The sequence below is a fragment of the Rhodococcus sp. GA1 genome (genome assembly GCF_024321955.1).
Lineage (GTDB): Bacteria > Actinomycetota > Actinomycetes > Mycobacteriales > Mycobacteriaceae > Rhodococcus > Rhodococcus pyridinivorans.
In genome coordinates, this window is the sequence record NZ_CP097186.1 from 517,392 (window position 1) to 533,341 (window position 15,950).

The following is a 15,950-nucleotide window of genomic DNA, read 5'->3' on the forward strand; positions in this document are numbered from 1 at the left end:
CATGCCGGACGGCGGCGTGGAAACCTGAGTCCTCGAAAGTGAGAGAACGCCGTCCCGTGCGCCCCACCCGTATCAGCCGACCGACACCACGGGGCCGCCGCCCGAGTCGTTGCCGTCCATCTCGTCGGCGATGCGCATCGCTTCCTCGATGAGGGTCTCGACGATCTGCGCCTCGGGCACGGTCTTGATGACCTTGCCCTTGACGAAGATCTGGCCCTTGCCGTTTCCGGAGGCCACACCGAGGTCCGCCTCACGAGCCTCACCGGGTCCGTTGACGACGCAACCCATCACCGCAACCCGCAGCGGCACCTCCATGCCCTCGAGTCCGGCGGTGACCTCGTTGGCGAGGGAGTAGACGTCCACCTGGGCACGCCCGCAGGACGGGCACGAGACGATCTCGAGTTTGCGGGGACGCAGGTTCAGCGACTGCAGGATCTGCGTGCCGACCTTGATCTCCTCGGCGGGCGGCGCCGACAGGGACACGCGGATGGTGTCGCCGATGCCCTCGCTCAGCAGCGCACCGAAGGCGACGGCCGACTTGATGGTGCCCTGGAAGGCGGGGCCGGCCTCGGTCACACCGAGGTGCAGCGGGTAGTCGCACTGCGCGGCGAGCTGCCGGTAGGCCTCGACCATCACGACGGGGTCGTTGTGCTTGACGGAGATCTTGATGTCGCCGAAGCCGTGTTCCTCGAACAGGCTCGCCTCCCACAGGGCGGACTCGACGAGAGCCTCCGGGGTGGCCTTGCCGTACTTGGCGAGGAGCCGGGGGTCGAGGGAGCCGGCGTTGACGCCGATCCGGATGGGGATCCCGGCGTCTCCGGCCGCCTTGGCGACCTCCTTGACGCGACCGTCGAACTCCTTGATGTTGCCGGGATTGACGCGCACGGCCGCGCAGCCGGCGTCGATCGCGGCGAAGATGTACCGCGGCTGGAAGTGGATGTCGGCGATTACCGGGATCTTGCTCTTCTTCGCGATGATCGGGAGTGCGTCGGCGTCCTCCTGACGCGGGCACGCGACACGCACGATGTCGCAGCCGGACGCCGTGAGCTCCGCGATCTGCTGGAGGGTGGCGTTCACGTCGTGCGTCTTCGTGGTGGTCATCGACTGCACGGACACCGGATGATCGCTGCCGACGCCGACATTTCCGACCATGAGCTGGCGGGTCTTGCGTCGGGGTGCGAGGACCGCAGGAATTTCGGGCATGCCCAATCCGACGGGGCTGGTCACAGTTCGCCTTCTTTCGTCGCTACTCGGCAAGTCTACCGGCGCAGATCAGAACAGCTTGATGGGGTTGACGATGTCTGCTGTAAGGGTGAGCACCATGTAGGCGCCACCGATGACCACCGCCACATAGGTCAGCGGCAGCAGTTTCATGTAGTCCACGGGAGGGCCGACCGGCAGTCCGCGCAGGCCGCGCAGCCAGTTGCGGGCCTTCTCGTAGATCGCGACGGCCATGTGCCCACCGTCGAGCGGCAGCAGCGGGAGGAGGTTGAACGCACCGAGGAAGAAGTTCAGCTGAGCGAGCAACAACACGAACGACTCCCAGATGCCGCGCTCGGCGAACTGGCCGCCGATGACACTGGCGCCCACGACACTGACCGGGGTGTCGACCGCGCGCTCTCCCCCGGTGACGGCCGTCCACAGGTCGGCGACCTTACTCGGCAGGCTCACGAGGGCCTCGGCCGTGCGGACCGCCAGGTAACCGGTGAAGTCGAAGGTCGCGGGGATCGCCGAGAGCGGCGTGTACTCGATGATGCCCGGCTCTCCCCCGACCCCGATCGCACCGACGGTGCGGGAGACGGGTTCGGCGTCGAGCGACTCGCTCTCGTAGACCCAGCGCTGGACCTGCTGGACCGTGACGGGCACGGTGAGGGTCTCGTCACCACGCTCGACGGTGAACGGTACGGTGCCCGACAGGGGCTGCGTGGCCCGGACGAGGTCGCCGAAGGTCTCGACGGACTGCCCGTCCACGGCGACGATCACGTCGCCCGGTTCGATGCCGGCCTGCTCGGCCGGGCCGGGACCCGAGCAGTCGGCCGGGGTGTAGTCGGGCGGCCCGTCCTGGGTCGGCGCGGCACAGCCGACGGTGCCGACCACCGCACGGTTGTCGGTGTTGGGCAGTCCCGCGCTGGCAGCGAGGCCGTAGATGAGCACGATGCCGAGCAGGAAGTTCATCGCGATGCCACCCGACATCACGACGAGACGCTTCCACGTCTTCTGCTTGTACATCGCGCGCTCGACCTCGTCGGGCGCGAGTTCGTCCAGGGCCGTCATGCCGGCGATGTCGCAGAACCCGCCGGCCGGAATCGCTTTGAGACCGTATTCGGTCTCCCCGCGGCGGAAGGCGAACACACGGGGACCGAACCCGATGTAATAGCGCCGGACCTTCATGCCCAGCTTCTGCGCCGTCCACATGTGGCCGGCCTCGTGCAGGGCGATGGAGACGGCGATGCCGAGGGCGAACACCACCACGCCCAATACGAACATCATGAGTGGCCGATCCTCCTATACGAGTGTGCGCGCCCGGTCGCGGGCCCAGCCGTCGGCGGCGAGCACGTCGTCCACGGTACTGGGTTCGGCGGACCACTCGTGTGCGTCGTTCAGCACGGCGTCGACGGTCTGCACGATCCGCGGGAACGACAGCGTCCCCGCGAGGAAGGCCTCGGCGGCGACCTCGTTGGCCGCGTTGTAGACGGCGGTGAGGCATCCGCCGCCCACGCCCGCTTGGCGCGCGAGCCGCACGGCGGGGAAGACGTCGTCGTCGAGGGGTTCGAACTCCCAGGTGGACGCGGTCGAGAAGTCGAGTGCCGGGGCGGCGTGCGGGACGCGGTGCGGCCAGCCGAGGGCCAGCGCGATCGGCAGCTTCATCGACGGCGGCGATGCCTGGGCAAGGGTCGATCCGTCGACGAAGGTGACCATCGAGTGCACGATCGACTGCGGGTGCACCGTCACGTCGATCCGGTCGTAGTCCACACCGAAGAGCAGGTGGGTCTCGATGAGTTCGAGTCCCTTGTTGACGAGGGTCGCCGAGTTGAGGGTGTTCATCGGCCCCATCGACCAGGTGGGGTGGGCGCCGGCCTGTTCGGGCGTCACCGATTCGAGGCGATCGGCGGTCCAGCCGCGGAACGGACCGCCCGAGGCGGTGAGCACGAGACGCGCCACCTCGCCGCCGGTGCCGCCGCGCAGGCACTGCGCGAGCGCGGAGTGCTCCGAGTCGACGGGCACGATCTGGCCCGGCCCCGCCGCCTTCGTGACGAGCGACCCGCCCGCGACCAGCGATTCCTTGTTCGCCAACGCGAGTCGTGCACCGGTGTCGAGCGCCGCGAGGGTTGGTTCGAGACCGAGGGAACCGACCAGGGCGTTGAGCACGACGTCGGCCTCGACTTCGCGTACGAGTTCGGTGACGGCGGTCGGGCCGCTCCGGACCGGCAGGTCGAGACGTGCGGCAGCGTCAGGGTCGGCCACGGCGACCTCGCGGACGCCGGTCGCGCGGATCTGTTCGGCGAGCAGGTCCGTCTTGCCTCCGCCCGCGGCGAGACCGACGACTTCGAAGTCGTCGGGATTGGCGGCGATCACGTCGAGTGCCTGGGTACCGATGGAACCGGTACTGCCCAGCAGGAGCACCCGGGTGCGGGAAGAAGATCGAGTCTCGGCCACGCGAGCATTGTTCCCCACGCACCTGAACGGTTCCTGAACCGCCCGGCTTCCACCCGTCGGAACGCACCGCACGCATGCCCCGCTTCGTACGACGCGGGGTCGTATGTCACGATAAGCAGCAACAGCAGCATCTGGTGAGCAGGAGGAAACCGTGGCCGGTACCGAGTTGCAGTCCACTCGTGGTGATGTGGCGGCGGAAGTGCCGTCCGCCGAGTGGGGTTGGAGCGGGGAAGCCCCCAGGTTCTTCCGCGTCATGGCCCTGATCGTGGCGGTGTTCCTGCTGCTGATGCTGATCGGCAACCACGAAGGCCACGTGGAGAGCCTGTACCTGATCGGCTCGGCGGCTCTGCTCGTGTTCATCGTCGCGCGCGACGCGGTGCGCCGGCGCCGTCTGCGCTAGTTCCACGAACGTTCGGGGCCCGTCCGGAATTCTCCGGACGGGCCCTGTCGTGTCTTCGGTGCCGCCTCAGCCTTCGGCGGCGAGCTGCCCGCATGCTGCCGCGATCTCCTGGCCACGCGTGTCGCGCACGGTGCACGACACGCCCTGGGCCTGCACGCGCCGCACGAACTCGCGTTCGACGTCCTTCGGACTGGCGTCCCACTCACTACCCGGGGTGGGGTTGAGCGGGATGAGGTTCACGTGCACGAGCGACCCGAGAGCCTTGTGGAGCTTCTTGCCGAGCATGTCGGCGCGCCACGGCTGGTCGTTGACGTCGCGGATGAGGGCGTACTCGATCGAGACGCGCCGGCCGGTCTTGTCGGCGTAGTACCGCGCCGCCTCGAGGACCTCGGCGACCGACCACCGGTTGTTGACCGGGACGAGGGTGTCGCGCAGTTCGTCGTCCGGGGTGTGCAGCGACACCGCGAGGGTGACGCTGAGTCCTTCGTCGGCGAGGCGCCGGATGGCCGGTGCCAGTCCCACGGTGGAGACGGTGACCGAGCGCTGCGACAGGCCGAGCCCTTCGGGGGCAGGTGAGGTGATGCGGCGCACCGCCGCGACCACGCGCTTGTAGTTCGCGAGCGGCTCGCCCATGCCCATGAACACGACGTTCGACAGCCGTCCCGGTCCGCCGGCGACGTCACCGTCGCGCAGGGCAGCGGCAGCCGCGCGCACCTGGTCGACGATCTCGGCCGTCGACAGGTTGCGGTCGAGACCGCCCTGGCCGGTCGCACAGAACGGGCATGCCATGCCGCATCCGGCCTGGCTGGAGATGCACAGCGTGGCGCGGTCGGGATAGCGCATGAGGACGCTCTCGAGCAGGGTGCCGTCGTGGGCGCGCCACAGGGTCTTGCGAGTCTCGCCTCCGTCGCACGCGATGTGCCGGACCGCGCTGAGCAGGGGCGGGAACAACGCCTCCCCCACCTTGTCGCGGACGGCGGCGGGCAGATCGGTCATCTTCACCGGATCCGCCTCGAGCCGCCCGTAGTACTGGCGGGCGAGCTGGTCGGCGCGAAAGGCCGGAAGCCCCAGTTCGCGCACCGCATCACGACGCTGATCTGCGTCGAGGTCGGCGAGATGGCGTGGCGGAAGACCACGCTTGGGTGCATCGAAGACCAGGGGCAGGGAAGAAGCCATAATCACCTATTGTCCCATGATCCGGGACGGATGGGTCCGGGCGTCGCTGTGATACTCGCCCCCATTCCTGTGCCGGTGGCACCGCTCGGTCTCCCTCACGCCGAGTCACCCGGGCGCGGAGGGGGAATACGGGAGCATGGACATCATGACCGGTCTCGTCGCTCCCGAAGTCGCACGCTCGTGGTTGCTCGTTCCGGGCCGCTCCCCCGATCTCTTCGACGCCGCCGCCGGCTCGCCCGCCGATGCGGTGGTGCTCGACCTCGAGGATGCCGTGCCCGCCGCGGCCAAACCCGCCGCTCGCGACGGCATCGTGGCGTGGCTGCGCGAGGGTGGGAAGGCCTGGGTGCGGGTCAACGACGCCACCACGTCGTTCTGGGCCGACGATCTCGCCGCGCTCGCCGGCCTATCGGGCCTGCAGGGCGTCATGCTCGCGAAGGCGGAGAGCGGTCACCAGGTCGAGGCCACCGCCGACCTGCTGCCGGAGGGCACGCGCATCCTCGTGTTGATCGAGTCGGCGATGGGTCTCGAGGCGGCTCCCGAGATCGCCCGCTCGGAGGGCACCTTCCGCCTGGTCTTCGGCAGCGGCGACTTCCGGCGCGACACCGGCATGAGCGACAGCCCGATGGCGATGGCGTACGCGCGATCGCGGTTGGTCATCACGAGCCGCGCCGCGCGCCTGCCGGGACCCATCGACGGACCCACACTCAGCGACGATCCCGAGGTCCTCGAACGTGAGGCCGAGCTGACGCGCTCGATGGGGATGACCGGCAAGTTGTGCATGACCGGCGAACGCGCGTCGTACGCGAACGTGGCTCTGAGCCCGAACAGCACGGACGTGGACTGGGCGGAAGGCATCATCGACAAGCTCGGTGAGGACGGGCGCAACGTCCGCGACGGCAGCGACCTGCCGAACCTCGCGAAGGCGAAGAAGATCACCGAGCTGGCGCGGATGTTCGGTATCGGCCGGTAGCGCTGACCGGTCTCAGCTCAGTTCCAGGCCACCGATGGGTCTGCGGCGCACGTGCAGCCGGTAGCGGACGGTGAGCGTCGTGCCGGGTGTCTCCCGGATCGCCCGGGTCGCGACGCGGGGTGCGAACTCGATGCCGAGCACCCGCTCGAGGGTCGCGCGGTCCGGGAACTCCCACAGCGTGTCGATGCGGCGCAGATCGAATCCCTGCGCCTCGAAGAACGCCTCGACCGCGGCCGGGTCGTAGTGCGGGAGGTCGTCGCGCATCCAGTCGCCGTAGGGATGGGCGGTGGCGTCGAGGTCGACGACGGCGAGCGCCCCGCCGGGACGCAGCACCCGCATGGCCTCGAGGATTCCGGCGCCGCACCCGGGGCCGAAGAAGTAGGCGGTGCGGGCGTGGACGAGATCGACCGAGGCGTCAGGCAGCGGCATGTCCGCGGCGGAGCCTTCCGTCACGGTGACCGACGGAAGACCTTTCACGCGGGTGCGGGCCGCGGCGACCAGCGGCGGGTGCGGCTCGATTCCGGTCACCGTGCGTGCGTCGGCCGCGAACATCGGAAGGTGGAAACCCGAACCGCACCCGACGTCGACGACGTGGCGGCCGATCCAGTCCGCGGCCTCCCGCAGCGCCGCGTACACGGCGCAGCGGGGGTCCTGCGCGCGGTTCTCCTCCTCGTACACCTCGGGCCAGTGCCAGATGTTGGGGCTGGCGATCACACCATTTCCCGACTTCGGCGCACGAAGCTTCGACGGACGCACCATCGGCCGACTACACGAAGGCCGTGAGGATCAGCCAGGTGACGAAGGCCGACGGCAGGATCGAGTCGAGCCGGTCCATGATGCCGCCGTGACCGGGCAGCAAGGTGCCCATGTCCTTGATGCCGAGGTCGCGTTTGACCTGCGACTCGATCAGATCTCCGGCCGTCGCCGTGAACACGAGCACCGCACCGAGGATCACACCGACCCACCACGGGCCGTCGAGCAGAAGCATGACCGTGAGGACGCCGACGGCGACGCACGCCACGAGCGACCCGCCGAACCCCTCCCAGGACTTCTTCGGGCTGATCGCCGGCACCATCGGGTGCTTACCGAAGAGCACGCCCGCTGCGTAGCCACCGATGTCCGACGCCACGCACACGAGCATCAGGCAGAACACGCGCTGCGCGCCCTGATCCTCGAGGACCATGAGGGTCGCGAACGACGCCAGCAGCGGCAACCAGGCGGCGACGAAGACCGCGACAGCGGTATCGCGCAGGTAGTTGCGTGGCTGCGCGACGAGACCGTGGTCGAACAGGCGCCACAGCATCGTCACGACGACCGTGCCCGCGAACGCGCCGAGCACACCCGTTGTGCCGTACGGCCACCCGAGCCAGATCATCGCCTGACCACCGGCCAGCAGCGGCAGTCTGGGGACGAGCACGTCGGCTTCACGCAGACGCTTGGTGACCTCCCAGGTCGCGATGCCGATGGCGATCGCGACGACGGCGAGCCACGCCTTCGGGGCGAACAGCAGGATCCCGATGACGAGCGCACCCAGACCCCCGCCGACCGCGAAGGCGGCCGGCAGGTCGCGTCCCGCCCGTGAGGGTTTCTTCACCGGCTCCGACGCAGGGTCGGGGGCCGGTGCCGGGTCTGCAGGGGTGGCACCGGAGTCGGCTCCGGCACCGAGTGGAAGCTGCGGGTCGGAGGACCCGTCGGCTCGACCCACTGTCAGACCTCCATCAGTTCGGCTTCCTTGTGCTTGATCAACTCGTCGATCTGACCGACGTACTTGGCGGTCGTCTTGTCGAGTTCCTTCTCGGCGCGGTTCACATCGTCCTCGCCGGCCTCGCCGTCCTTCTGGATGCGGCCGAGTTCCTCCATCGCCTTGCGGCGGACGTTGCGCACGGCGACCTTGGCGTCCTCGCCCTTGGCCTTTGCCTGCTTGACGAGTTCGCGGCGACGCTCCTCGGTGAGCTGCGGGACCGAGATGCGGATGATGTTGCCGTCGTTGGTGGGATTGACACCGAGATCGGAGTTGCGGATCGCGGTCTCGATCGCGTTCAGCTGCGAGGCCTCGTACGGCTTGACGATGACCATGCGCGCCTCGGGAACATTGATGCTGGCGATCTGCGTGATCGGCGTGGGAGCCCCGTAGTAGTCGACGACGATACGGTTGAACATGCCCGGGTTCGCGCGACCGGTCCGGATGCCACCCAGATCGTCCCGGGCCACCGTGACGGCCTTCTCCATCTTCTCTTCTGCTTCGAAGAGGGCTTCATCGATCACGGCAGTTCCTCCATGTTCCGTTGTCCGTTCATGACCGTACGAGTGTTCCGATCTTCTCACCGGCGATGGCTCGGGCGATATTGCCCTTGGTCAGCAGATTGAAGACCATGATCGGCATGGCGTTGTCCATGCACAGGCTGAAGGCGGTCGCGTCGGCGACCTTGAGGCCCTGTTCGATGACCTCGCGATGGGTGATCTCCTCGAACAGCACCGCATCCGGGTTCGTGCGGGGATCGTCGGAATAGACACCGTCCACGGCCTTCGCCATGAGGACGACCTCGGCGCCGATCTCGAGTGCGCGCTGCGCGGCGGTGGTGTCGGTGGAGAAGTACGGCATGCCCATGCCGGCACCGAAGATGACCACACGCCCCTTCTCGAGGTGGCGGCGCGCACGCAGCGGCAGGTAGGGCTCGGCGACCTGCCCCATCGTGATGGCGGTCTGGACGCGGGTGTCGATGCCTTCCTTTTCCAGGAAGTCCTGCAGCGCAAGGGAGTTCATGACCGTGCCGAGCATGCCCATGTAGTCGGATCGCGCGCGTTCGAGACCGCGCTGCTGGAGTTCGGCGCCGCGGAAGAAGTTGCCGCCACCGATCACGACAGCGACCTCGGCGCCACCGCGCACGACCTCCGCGATCTGCTGGGCCACCGTCGTCACCACGTCCGGGTCGAGTCCGACCTTGCCGCCGCCGAACATCTCGCCGCCGAGCTTGAGCAGTACCCGGCGGAATCCGGGCCGATCGTGGGCGTGGTCGGACATGACTCTCCTCTGGTTGCGCATGAATCGGCCCTTATCATCCTGCCTCATCCGCTCGCGGGAACCGAGATCGGGCGGATAGACACGCCACACCTGTCACCGCGCAGCACGCGCGGGCGCCTCCGGGCCCCGAGGCGGCGTGGCCCGACACACCTCGACCCCGCCGGTAGCAGCACCGACGGGGTCGTGGAGTGGAAGAACTAGCTGGCGCCGACCTCGAAACGCACGAAGCGGACGACGTTCGCGCCGGCCTCGTCGAGGATCGCCTTGACGGTCTTCTTCGAGTCCGTCACGGACGCCTGCTCGAGCAGGACGACATCCTTGAAGTAGCCGTTGACGCGGCCTTCGACGATCTTCGGCAGAGCCTGCTCCGGCTTGCCCTCGGCCTTGGCGGTCTCCTCGGCGATACGACGCTCGTTGGCGACGATGTCCTCGGGAACCTCGTCACGGGTGACGTACTTGGCCTTCAGAGCGGCGATCTGCATGGCGGCAGCGCGAGCGGCCTCTGCAGCAGCGTCGCCCTCACCGGTGTACTCGACGAGCACGCCGACGGACGGCGGCAGGTCGGAAGCACGCTTGTGCAGGTAGACGGCGGTCTGACCGTCGAAAGCGGCAACGCGACGCAGCTCGAGCTTCTCGCCGATCTTCGCGGACAGCTCCTGGACGAGGGCGTCGACGGTCTTGCCGTCGGCCTCGACGGCCTTGAGTGCCTCGACATCGTTCGCGCGGGCCTGTGCGGCAGCGGTGACGACCTTGTCGGCGAGAGCCTGGAACTCGTCGTTCTTGGCGACGAAGTCGGTCTCGGAGTTCAGCTCGACGAGAACGCCGTCCTTGGCGACGACGAGGCCTTCGGCGGTGGAGCGCTCGGCGCGCTTGCCCACGTCCTTGGCACCCTTGATGCGCAGCTGCTCGACGGCCTTGTCGAAGTCGCCGTCGTTGTCGGCGAGAGCGTTCTTGCAGTCCAGCATTCCGGAGCCGGTGAGCTCACGGAGACGCTTGACGTCGGCGGCGGTGTAGTTCGCCATGGAAGCGAGCCTCCTGTGTCTGTGGTGGAAAAGTCTCTGGGGGCGGCCCTGTCGCGCGGATGAGCTCGGGCCGCGATGCGACGGCCCCGACCAGGATCTCTCGATCGGAAGGTCGGGGCCGGGCAACGAATCAGGCCTCGGGGGCCGCGTCTGCTGCGGGGGCTACGTCCGCTGCGGGCGCCTCGGCGTCGGCGGCGGGGGTAGCCTGCGCGAGCAGCTCCTGCTCCCACTCTGCGAGAGGCTCGGCACCGGCCTCGGGCTTGGCCTCCGCGTCGCTGCTCTTGCCGGCGCGGGCCTGCAGGCCCTCGGCGACAGCGGAAGCGACGACCTTGGTCAGCAACGCCGCGGAACGGATCGCGTCGTCGTTGCCCGGGATCGGGTAGTCGACGAGGTCCGGATCGCAGTTGGTGTCGAGGATGGCGATGACCGGGATGTTCAGCTTGCGGGCCTCACCGACGGCGATGTGCTCCTTGTTGGTGTCGACGACCCAGATCGCCGACGGAACCTTCGCCATGTCGCGGATGCCGCCGAGGGTGCGCTCCAGCTTGTTCTTCTCACGCGTGAGCATGAGGATTTCCTTCTTGGTGCGTCCCTCGAAGCCGCCGGTCTGCTCCATCGACTCGAGCTCCTTCAGGCGCTGCAGGCGCTTGTGAACGGTCGAGAAGTTGGTGAGCATGCCGCCGAGCCAGCGCTGGTTCACGTAGGGCATGCCCACGCGGGTGGCCTCTTCGGCGATGGACTCCTGAGCCTGCTTCTTGGTGCCGACGAACAGCACGGTTCCACCGTGAGCGACGGTCTCCTTGACGAACTCGTACGCCTTGTCGATGTACGTCAGGGTCTGCTGCAGGTCGATGATGTAGATGCCGTTGCGGTCGGTGAAGATGAACCGCTTCATCTTCGGGTTCCAGCGACGGGTCTGGTGTCCGAAGTGGGCGCCGCTGTCGAGCAGCTGCCGCATAGTCACAACAGGCATGCCTGTTTCTCTCTTTCGTGTCGGTTTCCGCGGTGGATCTTCCGATCCCCGCCCTGGCGCCCACATGCCCGTCGAACCCTTGCGGGACCGGCCGACGGCCATTGCCGATGCGGCCCGGAGAAACGGGTCGGCATCGATGCGCGGACGCGCGAAGTCGATCTGCGTATACAGACCGCCCGACAAGTGTACGCGGAGCAGGCGCGGATCCCTAACCGGGAGTCACCGGACCTGTGGACGGATCCGGAGTTGTCCACAGATCGCGTCGCCCCCCTGGTGCGCAGCGACTCCGATTCACGAGGCTGGCGGGCATGCTCCTCACCGCTCCCCTCCGGTCGCTCGCCGTCGTGATCGCCGTGGTCGTCGTGCTCACCGCTGCGCCGGGACCCGGATCGGCCGACGCCGGACGGTTCGTGTGGCCGCTCGATCCCCGGCCGGTCGTGAGCCGGCAGTTCGACCCGCCCGAGCAGAACTGGCTCCCCGGTCACCGCGGTGTCGACCTCGACGCACACGTGGGGCAGACCGTCGTGGCCGCCGGTGACGGCGTCGTCGCGTTCGCCGGTGTCGTGGCCGGGAAGCCTGTGGTCTCCGTCGATCACGAGGGCGGGCTGCGCACCACCTACGAGCCGGTGGAGGCGGCGGTCGCCGCGGGTCGCCGGGTGACGAGGGGCGATCCCATCGGCACCGTCGTCGCCGGTCACGATGGCTGCGCCTCCCCCGCATGCCTGCACTGGGGACTCCGACGCGGCCGCGACGACTATCTCGACCCGCTGCCCCTCGTCGAGCGCCCGGTGATCCGCCTGCTGCCGGTATGAGACGTCCCGGGGCCCGTGCGCCCCGCCTGGCGCACTGCGTGTCGACCCGACTAGCGCCCCGCGTGTCGACCCGACTAGCGCCCCGCCTGTCGACCCGACTAGCGCCCCGCGTGTCGACCCGACTAGCGCCCCGCGTGTCGACCCGACAGTGCAGGGAAGTCGTCGGCGACCATCGCGGCGAGTTCGACGAACGCCGTGCGTGTCGCGGGGCGGAGGCGTTCGAGATCGATCTCGGCTCCCTCGGCGAGATGCTCGTCGAAGGGCAGCACCTTCACCGCCCGGCACCGCGCGAGGAAATGCGCGGTCAGCGCGTCCATGTCGATGCTCGCCGCACCCGGGCGCGGCGAGCTGATCACCACGACCGTGCGTTCGACCAGGTCGGAGTAGCCGTGCGCCTGCAGCCAGTCGAGGGTCGCCGCCGCACTGCGGGCCGCGTCGACCGCAGGTGAGGCAACGAGGACGAGGGTGTTCGCCAGGTCCAGCACGCCCCGCATAACCGAATGCATGATCCCGGTCCCGCAGTCGGTGAGGATCACGTTGTAGTAGACCTGCAGAATGCCGACGACGCGGCGGTAGTCCTCCTCGCTGAACGCTTGGGAGGCAGCGGGATCGCGTTCGCTCGCGAGCACTTCGAGCCGGCTCGGCGCCTGGGAGGTGTGGGCACGCACGTCCGAGTACCGGCGGATGTTCGACGCGTTCGCGAGCAGGTCCCGCACCGTCGAGGTGGTCTGCTGCGGAATTCTCTGCCCGAGGGTGCCGAAGTCCGGATTCGCGTCGACGGCGATGACGCAGTCGCCGCGCAGCGACGCGAACGTCGACCCGAGCCCGACGGTCGTGGTGGTCTTTCCAACCCCGCCCTTCAGCGACAGCACCGCGATCCGGTAGTCGCCCGGGATCGGCTGGCGGATCCGGGCGACGAGCTCCTCGCGGCGCTCACTGCCTCCTCCGTCGAGCCTGCCGCCGGTCAGCCGGTCGACCCGCTCCCGCCACCGCCGCGTGGAACGTCGTGACCTGCGGACGAGCACTCCCGACGCGAGGTCGACATTCGACGGCTGATGGTCGAACCGATGGGCCTCGTGTTGCAGGTCGTCGACCGGAGCGTCCGTTCGCGCCGGTAGCGGGCCCGAGACCTCGGGTTCGACCGGTCCAAGAGCGACCTCCGTAGTCTCCGGGCCCGACACCTCAGGTGCAGGTGCAGGTGCCACAGTGTCGGGCTGCGTCTCCATGGCTTCGGGTGCCGCTTCCGAGAAGACGGGCTCAGGCTCGGGTTCGGTCACGGCTTCCGGAACCACCGCATCGGTCGCTGCCGAGACCGCCGCCTCGGGCTCCGACGATGGGAGCACCGGATTCTCGGGTCGCGCCGGTTTGTGCGCGACGAGCGGTTCGGACGCCTCCGGCTCCGGGTCGTCTGCGCTGATCCGGGGCCGCAACGCCATGCCGAGAGGCACGGAGGCCGTCATCTCGATCGGAGCGGAGGCAGTGGGCGGAATCGCACCGTCGCCAGGCGAAGTGGAGGAGCCGAGCGTCTCGGCGACTCTGGCCGCGCGGCGGAGGCCGCGGCGCGCGTGGTCGGTTCCGGATTCCGGTGGGTCCTGCAGCCAGGCGGGCACGGCAGGACCCGGTTCGTTGCGTCTCATCTGTTCCCCCGATTCGATGGTGCCGGCGCACGCTATCAAACCGGGACGGCTTCTCGGGCAGGCCGATCAGGCGCGGGGATGAGCCTGATCGTGCGCGGCGCGCAGACGCGCCACCGACACGTGGGTGTAGAGCTGCGTGGTGGCCAGACTCGAATGGCCCAGGACCTCCTGGACCACGCGCAGGTCCGCTCCCCCTTCGAGCAGGTGCGTCGCAGCACTGTGCCGCAGGCCGTGCGGTGCGAGGTCGGGTGCGCCCGGCACCGACGAGACGGCGTCGTGCACCACAGACCGGACCTGCCGCTGATCGATCCGGCCACCACGCTTGCCCAGCAGCAGCGCCGCACCCGACGACGGTCGTGCGAGATGCGGGCGTCCGTGACGCAGCCACGCGTCGAGCGCCTCTGCCGCGGGACCTCCGTAGGGAACGATCCGTTCCTTGTCGCCCTTGCCGAGAACCCGGACGACCCGCCGCTCGGCGTCGACGTCGTCGATGTCGACCGCGCACAGCTCACCGACCCGGATTCCGGTGGCATAGAGCAGCTCGACGATCACCCGGTCACGCAGTGCGACGGGATCGAGTTCACGCGCACCGGATTTCGCGGCCTCCATGATCTCCAGTGCCTGGTCGTCGCGGAGCACGGCGGGCAGGGAGCGGTGCGGACGTGGCGAGACCAGACGCGTCGCCGGATCGGCGTCGAGTCGGCGGGTGCGTACGAGCCATGCCGTGAAGACGCGTGCCGACGAGGTGCGCCGCGCGAGCGTGGTGCGGGCCGCTCCCGCCGCCACCATCCCGGCGAGCCAGGATCGCAGCAGATCGAGGTCGAGGTCGGTGATGCGCGCATCGGGATTCCGGTCGGCGAGGTGCTGCAACAGCGAACGGATGTCGGCGCGATAGGCGCGGATCGTGTGTTCCGAGCGGTTGCCTTCGAGGCGGAGGTGGTCGACGAAGTCCTCGAGGTGCACGTCCAGCGTCGCGGGGAGCATGTCGGATTCCTTGCCTCGCATGGGTCTACCGTGCGGCACGACCGCCTCGGGTGCAACGGCCCGCGCCGACTAAGGTGCTTTCGTGAACAAAACGATCCCGGTACCGATGTTGTGCGCCCTGGCGTTGCTGTCGGCGATCGCGCCGCTCGCCACGGACATGTACCTCCCGGGACTTCCCGTCATGGCGGAGAGCCTGGGCAGTTCGACCGTCGGCGTCCAGCTCACACTCACGACGTTCATGGCGGGTCTCGGACTCGGCCAGCTGCTCGTGGGTCCCCTGTCGGACGGCTGGGGCCGTCGACGGCTGATCCTCGCCGGCACGATCGTCCTGGCGGTGAGCAGCGCGATCTGCGCGATGGCACCCACCGTCGAGATCCTGATCGCTGCGCGTCTGGTCCAGGGCTTCAGCGGCGGCACCGGCATCGTCCTCGCCCGGGCGGTCATCGCCGACCGGGCGCGAGGCAATCAGGCCGCCAAGCTGTTCAGCCTGATGATGATCATCGGTGGCATCGCGCCCGTCGCCGCTCCTCTGCTCGGTGGTGTGCTGCTTGGACCGATCGGATGGCGCGGCATCTTCTGGGTGCTCACGGGCCTGGCCGTCCTGATGGCCGTCGGCGCCTTCGCGTTCGTCCCGGAGACCCTGCCGCCGGAGGAGCGGCACGGCGGCGGTCTGAAGACGATGGCCGGCAACTTCGGGTACGTCCTCCGGCAGCGACGCTTCGTCGGTTACGCCGCCGCGATGGCCCTGGGCTTCGGCGCCATGTTCTCGTACATCTCGGCCTCGCCGTTCGTCACCCAGAACATCCTCGGTCTGAGCCCCGGCCAGTTCTCGATGGTGTTCGCCGTGAACTCGGCCGGTCTCGTGCTGGCCAATGCCGTCAACACCCGCCTCATCGGCCGGTTCGAGGTGCGGACACTGCTGCTCTTCGGTGTGACCACCATGTTCACGGCGGGCGCCCTGCTGTTGCTGACGATGGTCGTCGTCGGCTACGTCGCGGCGCTGATCCTGCCGCTGCTGTTCGTCGCGATCAGCATGATGGGCCTGACGCTGGGCAACGCCACCGCGCTGGCCCAGTCGCAGGTCCCGAAGGCGGCCGGTACGGGCTCCGCCGTGATCGGCGCCTCCCAGTTCGGTCTCGCCGCCGTGGTCTCCCCCCTCGTCGGGCTCGGCGGCGAAGGCACAGGTATCCCGATGGCCGTCGCCATCGTCGTGTGCTCGGGACTCGCGCTCACCTCCGCTGCGGTGCTGGCGCGTGACTCGGCCGCGGTGCCGGCGCGCGAGTCCTCGAGCTGACGC

The 15,950-nt window shown here is 68.8% G+C and carries 16 protein-coding genes; 4 read left to right on the forward strand and 12 right to left on the reverse strand.

All coding sequences use genetic code 11. The features are described 5' to 3' along the window. Positions 1 to 72: 72 nt before the first annotated feature. From ispG to dxr, 3 genes are read right to left on the reverse strand one after another with little or no spacing between them, the layout of a single operon-like run. A complete protein-coding gene (gene ispG, locus M3330_RS02495) occupies positions 73 to 1,227 on the reverse strand; it encodes a flavodoxin-dependent (E)-4-hydroxy-3-methylbut-2-enyl-diphosphate synthase (RefSeq protein ID WP_024100645.1) in 1,155 nt (384 codons plus the stop codon). A 45-nt stretch (positions 1,228 to 1,272) separates the two neighbouring features. Next, entirely contained in the window at positions 1,273 to 2,490 is a 1,218-nt protein-coding gene (locus M3330_RS02500) for an RIP metalloprotease (RefSeq protein WP_247848880.1), read from the reverse strand. A gap of 15 nt (positions 2,491 to 2,505) precedes the next feature. Then, positions 2,506 to 3,657 (reverse strand): 1-deoxy-D-xylulose-5-phosphate reductoisomerase, encoded by a 1,152-nt coding sequence (gene dxr / locus M3330_RS02505; RefSeq protein WP_255026873.1) that lies wholly within the window; start codon positions 3,655 to 3,657, stop codon positions 2,506 to 2,508. 151 nt (positions 3,658 to 3,808) lie between these two features. Between dxr and M3330_RS02510 the strand changes: the two genes are divergently transcribed. Beyond that, entirely contained in the window at positions 3,809 to 4,057 is a 249-nt protein-coding gene (locus M3330_RS02510; protein ID WP_024100642.1) for a DUF2631 domain-containing protein, read from the forward strand. A gap of 66 nt (positions 4,058 to 4,123) precedes the next feature. On the opposite strand, the gene rlmN is transcribed toward M3330_RS02510, so the two are convergent. Beyond that, positions 4,124 to 5,233 carry a 23S rRNA (adenine(2503)-C(2))-methyltransferase RlmN gene (gene rlmN, locus M3330_RS02515; RefSeq protein WP_024100641.1) on the reverse strand — a complete coding sequence of 370 codons (1,110 nt, stop codon included), beginning with the start codon at positions 5,231 to 5,233 and terminating at the stop codon, positions 4,124 to 4,126. 136 nt (positions 5,234 to 5,369) lie between these two features. Between rlmN and M3330_RS02520 the strand changes: the two genes are divergently transcribed. After that, a complete protein-coding gene (locus tag M3330_RS02520; RefSeq protein ID WP_071934802.1) occupies positions 5,370 to 6,203 on the forward strand; it encodes a CoA ester lyase in 834 nt (277 codons plus the stop codon). Positions 6,204 to 6,215: 12 nt separating this feature from the next. On the opposite strand, the gene M3330_RS02525 is transcribed toward M3330_RS02520, so the two are convergent. From M3330_RS02525 to rpsB, 6 genes are all read right to left on the reverse strand, one after another. Beyond that, a complete protein-coding gene (locus tag M3330_RS02525) occupies positions 6,216 to 6,962 on the reverse strand; it encodes a class I SAM-dependent methyltransferase (protein ID WP_255026877.1) in 747 nt (248 codons plus the stop codon). A gap of 7 nt (positions 6,963 to 6,969) precedes the next feature. Then, entirely contained in the window at positions 6,970 to 7,908 is a 939-nt protein-coding gene (locus tag M3330_RS02530; protein ID WP_006550978.1) for a phosphatidate cytidylyltransferase, read from the reverse strand. 2 nt (positions 7,909 to 7,910) lie between these two features. After that, complete coding sequence (gene frr / locus M3330_RS02535; RefSeq protein WP_024100638.1) at positions 7,911 to 8,468, reverse strand: ribosome recycling factor; 558 nt, start codon at positions 8,466 to 8,468, stop codon at positions 7,911 to 7,913. Between the two features lie 28 nt (positions 8,469 to 8,496). Then, positions 8,497 to 9,225, reverse strand: coding sequence for a UMP kinase (gene pyrH, locus M3330_RS02540; RefSeq protein ID WP_006550976.1), 729 nt, complete (start codon positions 9,223 to 9,225; stop codon positions 8,497 to 8,499). Positions 9,226 to 9,422: 197 nt separating this feature from the next. After that, the gene (tsf, locus tag M3330_RS02545; RefSeq protein WP_006550975.1) at positions 9,423 to 10,247 is read right to left on the reverse strand and encodes a translation elongation factor Ts; all 825 of its coding nucleotides are present in this window, start codon (positions 10,245 to 10,247) and stop codon (positions 9,423 to 9,425) included. A 130-nt stretch (positions 10,248 to 10,377) separates the two neighbouring features. Next, on the reverse strand, positions 10,378 to 11,220 hold the full coding sequence (rpsB, locus tag M3330_RS02550; RefSeq protein WP_024100637.1) for a 30S ribosomal protein S2: 843 nt from the start codon (positions 11,218 to 11,220) through the stop codon (positions 10,378 to 10,380). A gap of 308 nt (positions 11,221 to 11,528) precedes the next feature. On the opposite strand from rpsB, the gene M3330_RS02555 reads away from it, so the two are divergent. Next, complete coding sequence (locus M3330_RS02555) at positions 11,529 to 12,032, forward strand: M23 family metallopeptidase (RefSeq protein ID WP_024100636.1); 504 nt, start codon at positions 11,529 to 11,531, stop codon at positions 12,030 to 12,032. A gap of 122 nt (positions 12,033 to 12,154) precedes the next feature. Here the strand turns inward: M3330_RS02555 and M3330_RS02560 are convergent, their stop codons facing one another. After that, positions 12,155 to 13,669, reverse strand: a complete 1,515-nt coding sequence (locus tag M3330_RS02560; protein WP_138842681.1) for a MinD/ParA family protein — start codon at positions 13,667 to 13,669, stop codon at positions 12,155 to 12,157. Positions 13,670 to 13,735: 66 nt separating this feature from the next. Then, positions 13,736 to 14,674: a tyrosine recombinase XerC gene (locus tag M3330_RS02565; RefSeq protein WP_039586967.1), complete on the reverse strand. Its 939-nt coding sequence runs from the start codon at positions 14,672 to 14,674 to the stop codon at positions 13,736 to 13,738. 85 nt (positions 14,675 to 14,759) lie between these two features. Here M3330_RS02565 and M3330_RS02570 point away from each other — a divergent pair, with 85 nt between their 5' ends. After that, positions 14,760 to 15,947, forward strand: coding sequence for a multidrug effflux MFS transporter (locus M3330_RS02570; protein ID WP_033096707.1), 1,188 nt, complete (start codon positions 14,760 to 14,762; stop codon positions 15,945 to 15,947). The last annotated feature ends 3 nt before the right edge of the window (positions 15,948 to 15,950 follow it).

Coding starts and splice junctions, on each gene's coding strand:
- rpsB (WP_024100637.1), bottom strand. CDS start 11,220: ATGCCTGTTGTGACTATGCGGCAGCTGCTCGACAGCGGCGCCCACTTC.
- tsf (WP_006550975.1), bottom strand. CDS start 10,247: ATGGCGAACTACACCGCCGCCGACGTCAAGCGTCTCCGTGAGCTCACC.
- M3330_RS02570 (WP_033096707.1), top strand. CDS start 14,760: ATGTTGTGCGCCCTGGCGTTGCTGTCGGCGATCGCGCCGCTCGCCACG.
- M3330_RS02520 (WP_071934802.1), top strand. CDS start 5,370: ATGGACATCATGACCGGTCTCGTCGCTCCCGAAGTCGCACGCTCGTGG.
- M3330_RS02555 (WP_024100636.1), top strand. CDS start 11,529: ATGCTCCTCACCGCTCCCCTCCGGTCGCTCGCCGTCGTGATCGCCGTG.
- M3330_RS02500 (WP_247848880.1), bottom strand. CDS start 2,490: ATGATGTTCGTATTGGGCGTGGTGGTGTTCGCCCTCGGCATCGCCGTC.
- M3330_RS02565 (WP_039586967.1), bottom strand. CDS start 14,674: ATGCGAGGCAAGGAATCCGACATGCTCCCCGCGACGCTGGACGTGCAC.
- M3330_RS02525 (WP_255026877.1), bottom strand. CDS start 6,962: ATGGTGCGTCCGTCGAAGCTTCGTGCGCCGAAGTCGGGAAATGGTGTG.
- rlmN (WP_024100641.1), bottom strand. CDS start 5,233: ATGGCTTCTTCCCTGCCCCTGGTCTTCGATGCACCCAAGCGTGGTCTT.
- M3330_RS02560 (WP_138842681.1), bottom strand. CDS start 13,669: ATGAGACGCAACGAACCGGGTCCTGCCGTGCCCGCCTGGCTGCAGGAC.
- pyrH (WP_006550976.1), bottom strand. CDS start 9,225: ATGTCCGACCACGCCCACGATCGGCCCGGATTCCGCCGGGTACTGCTC.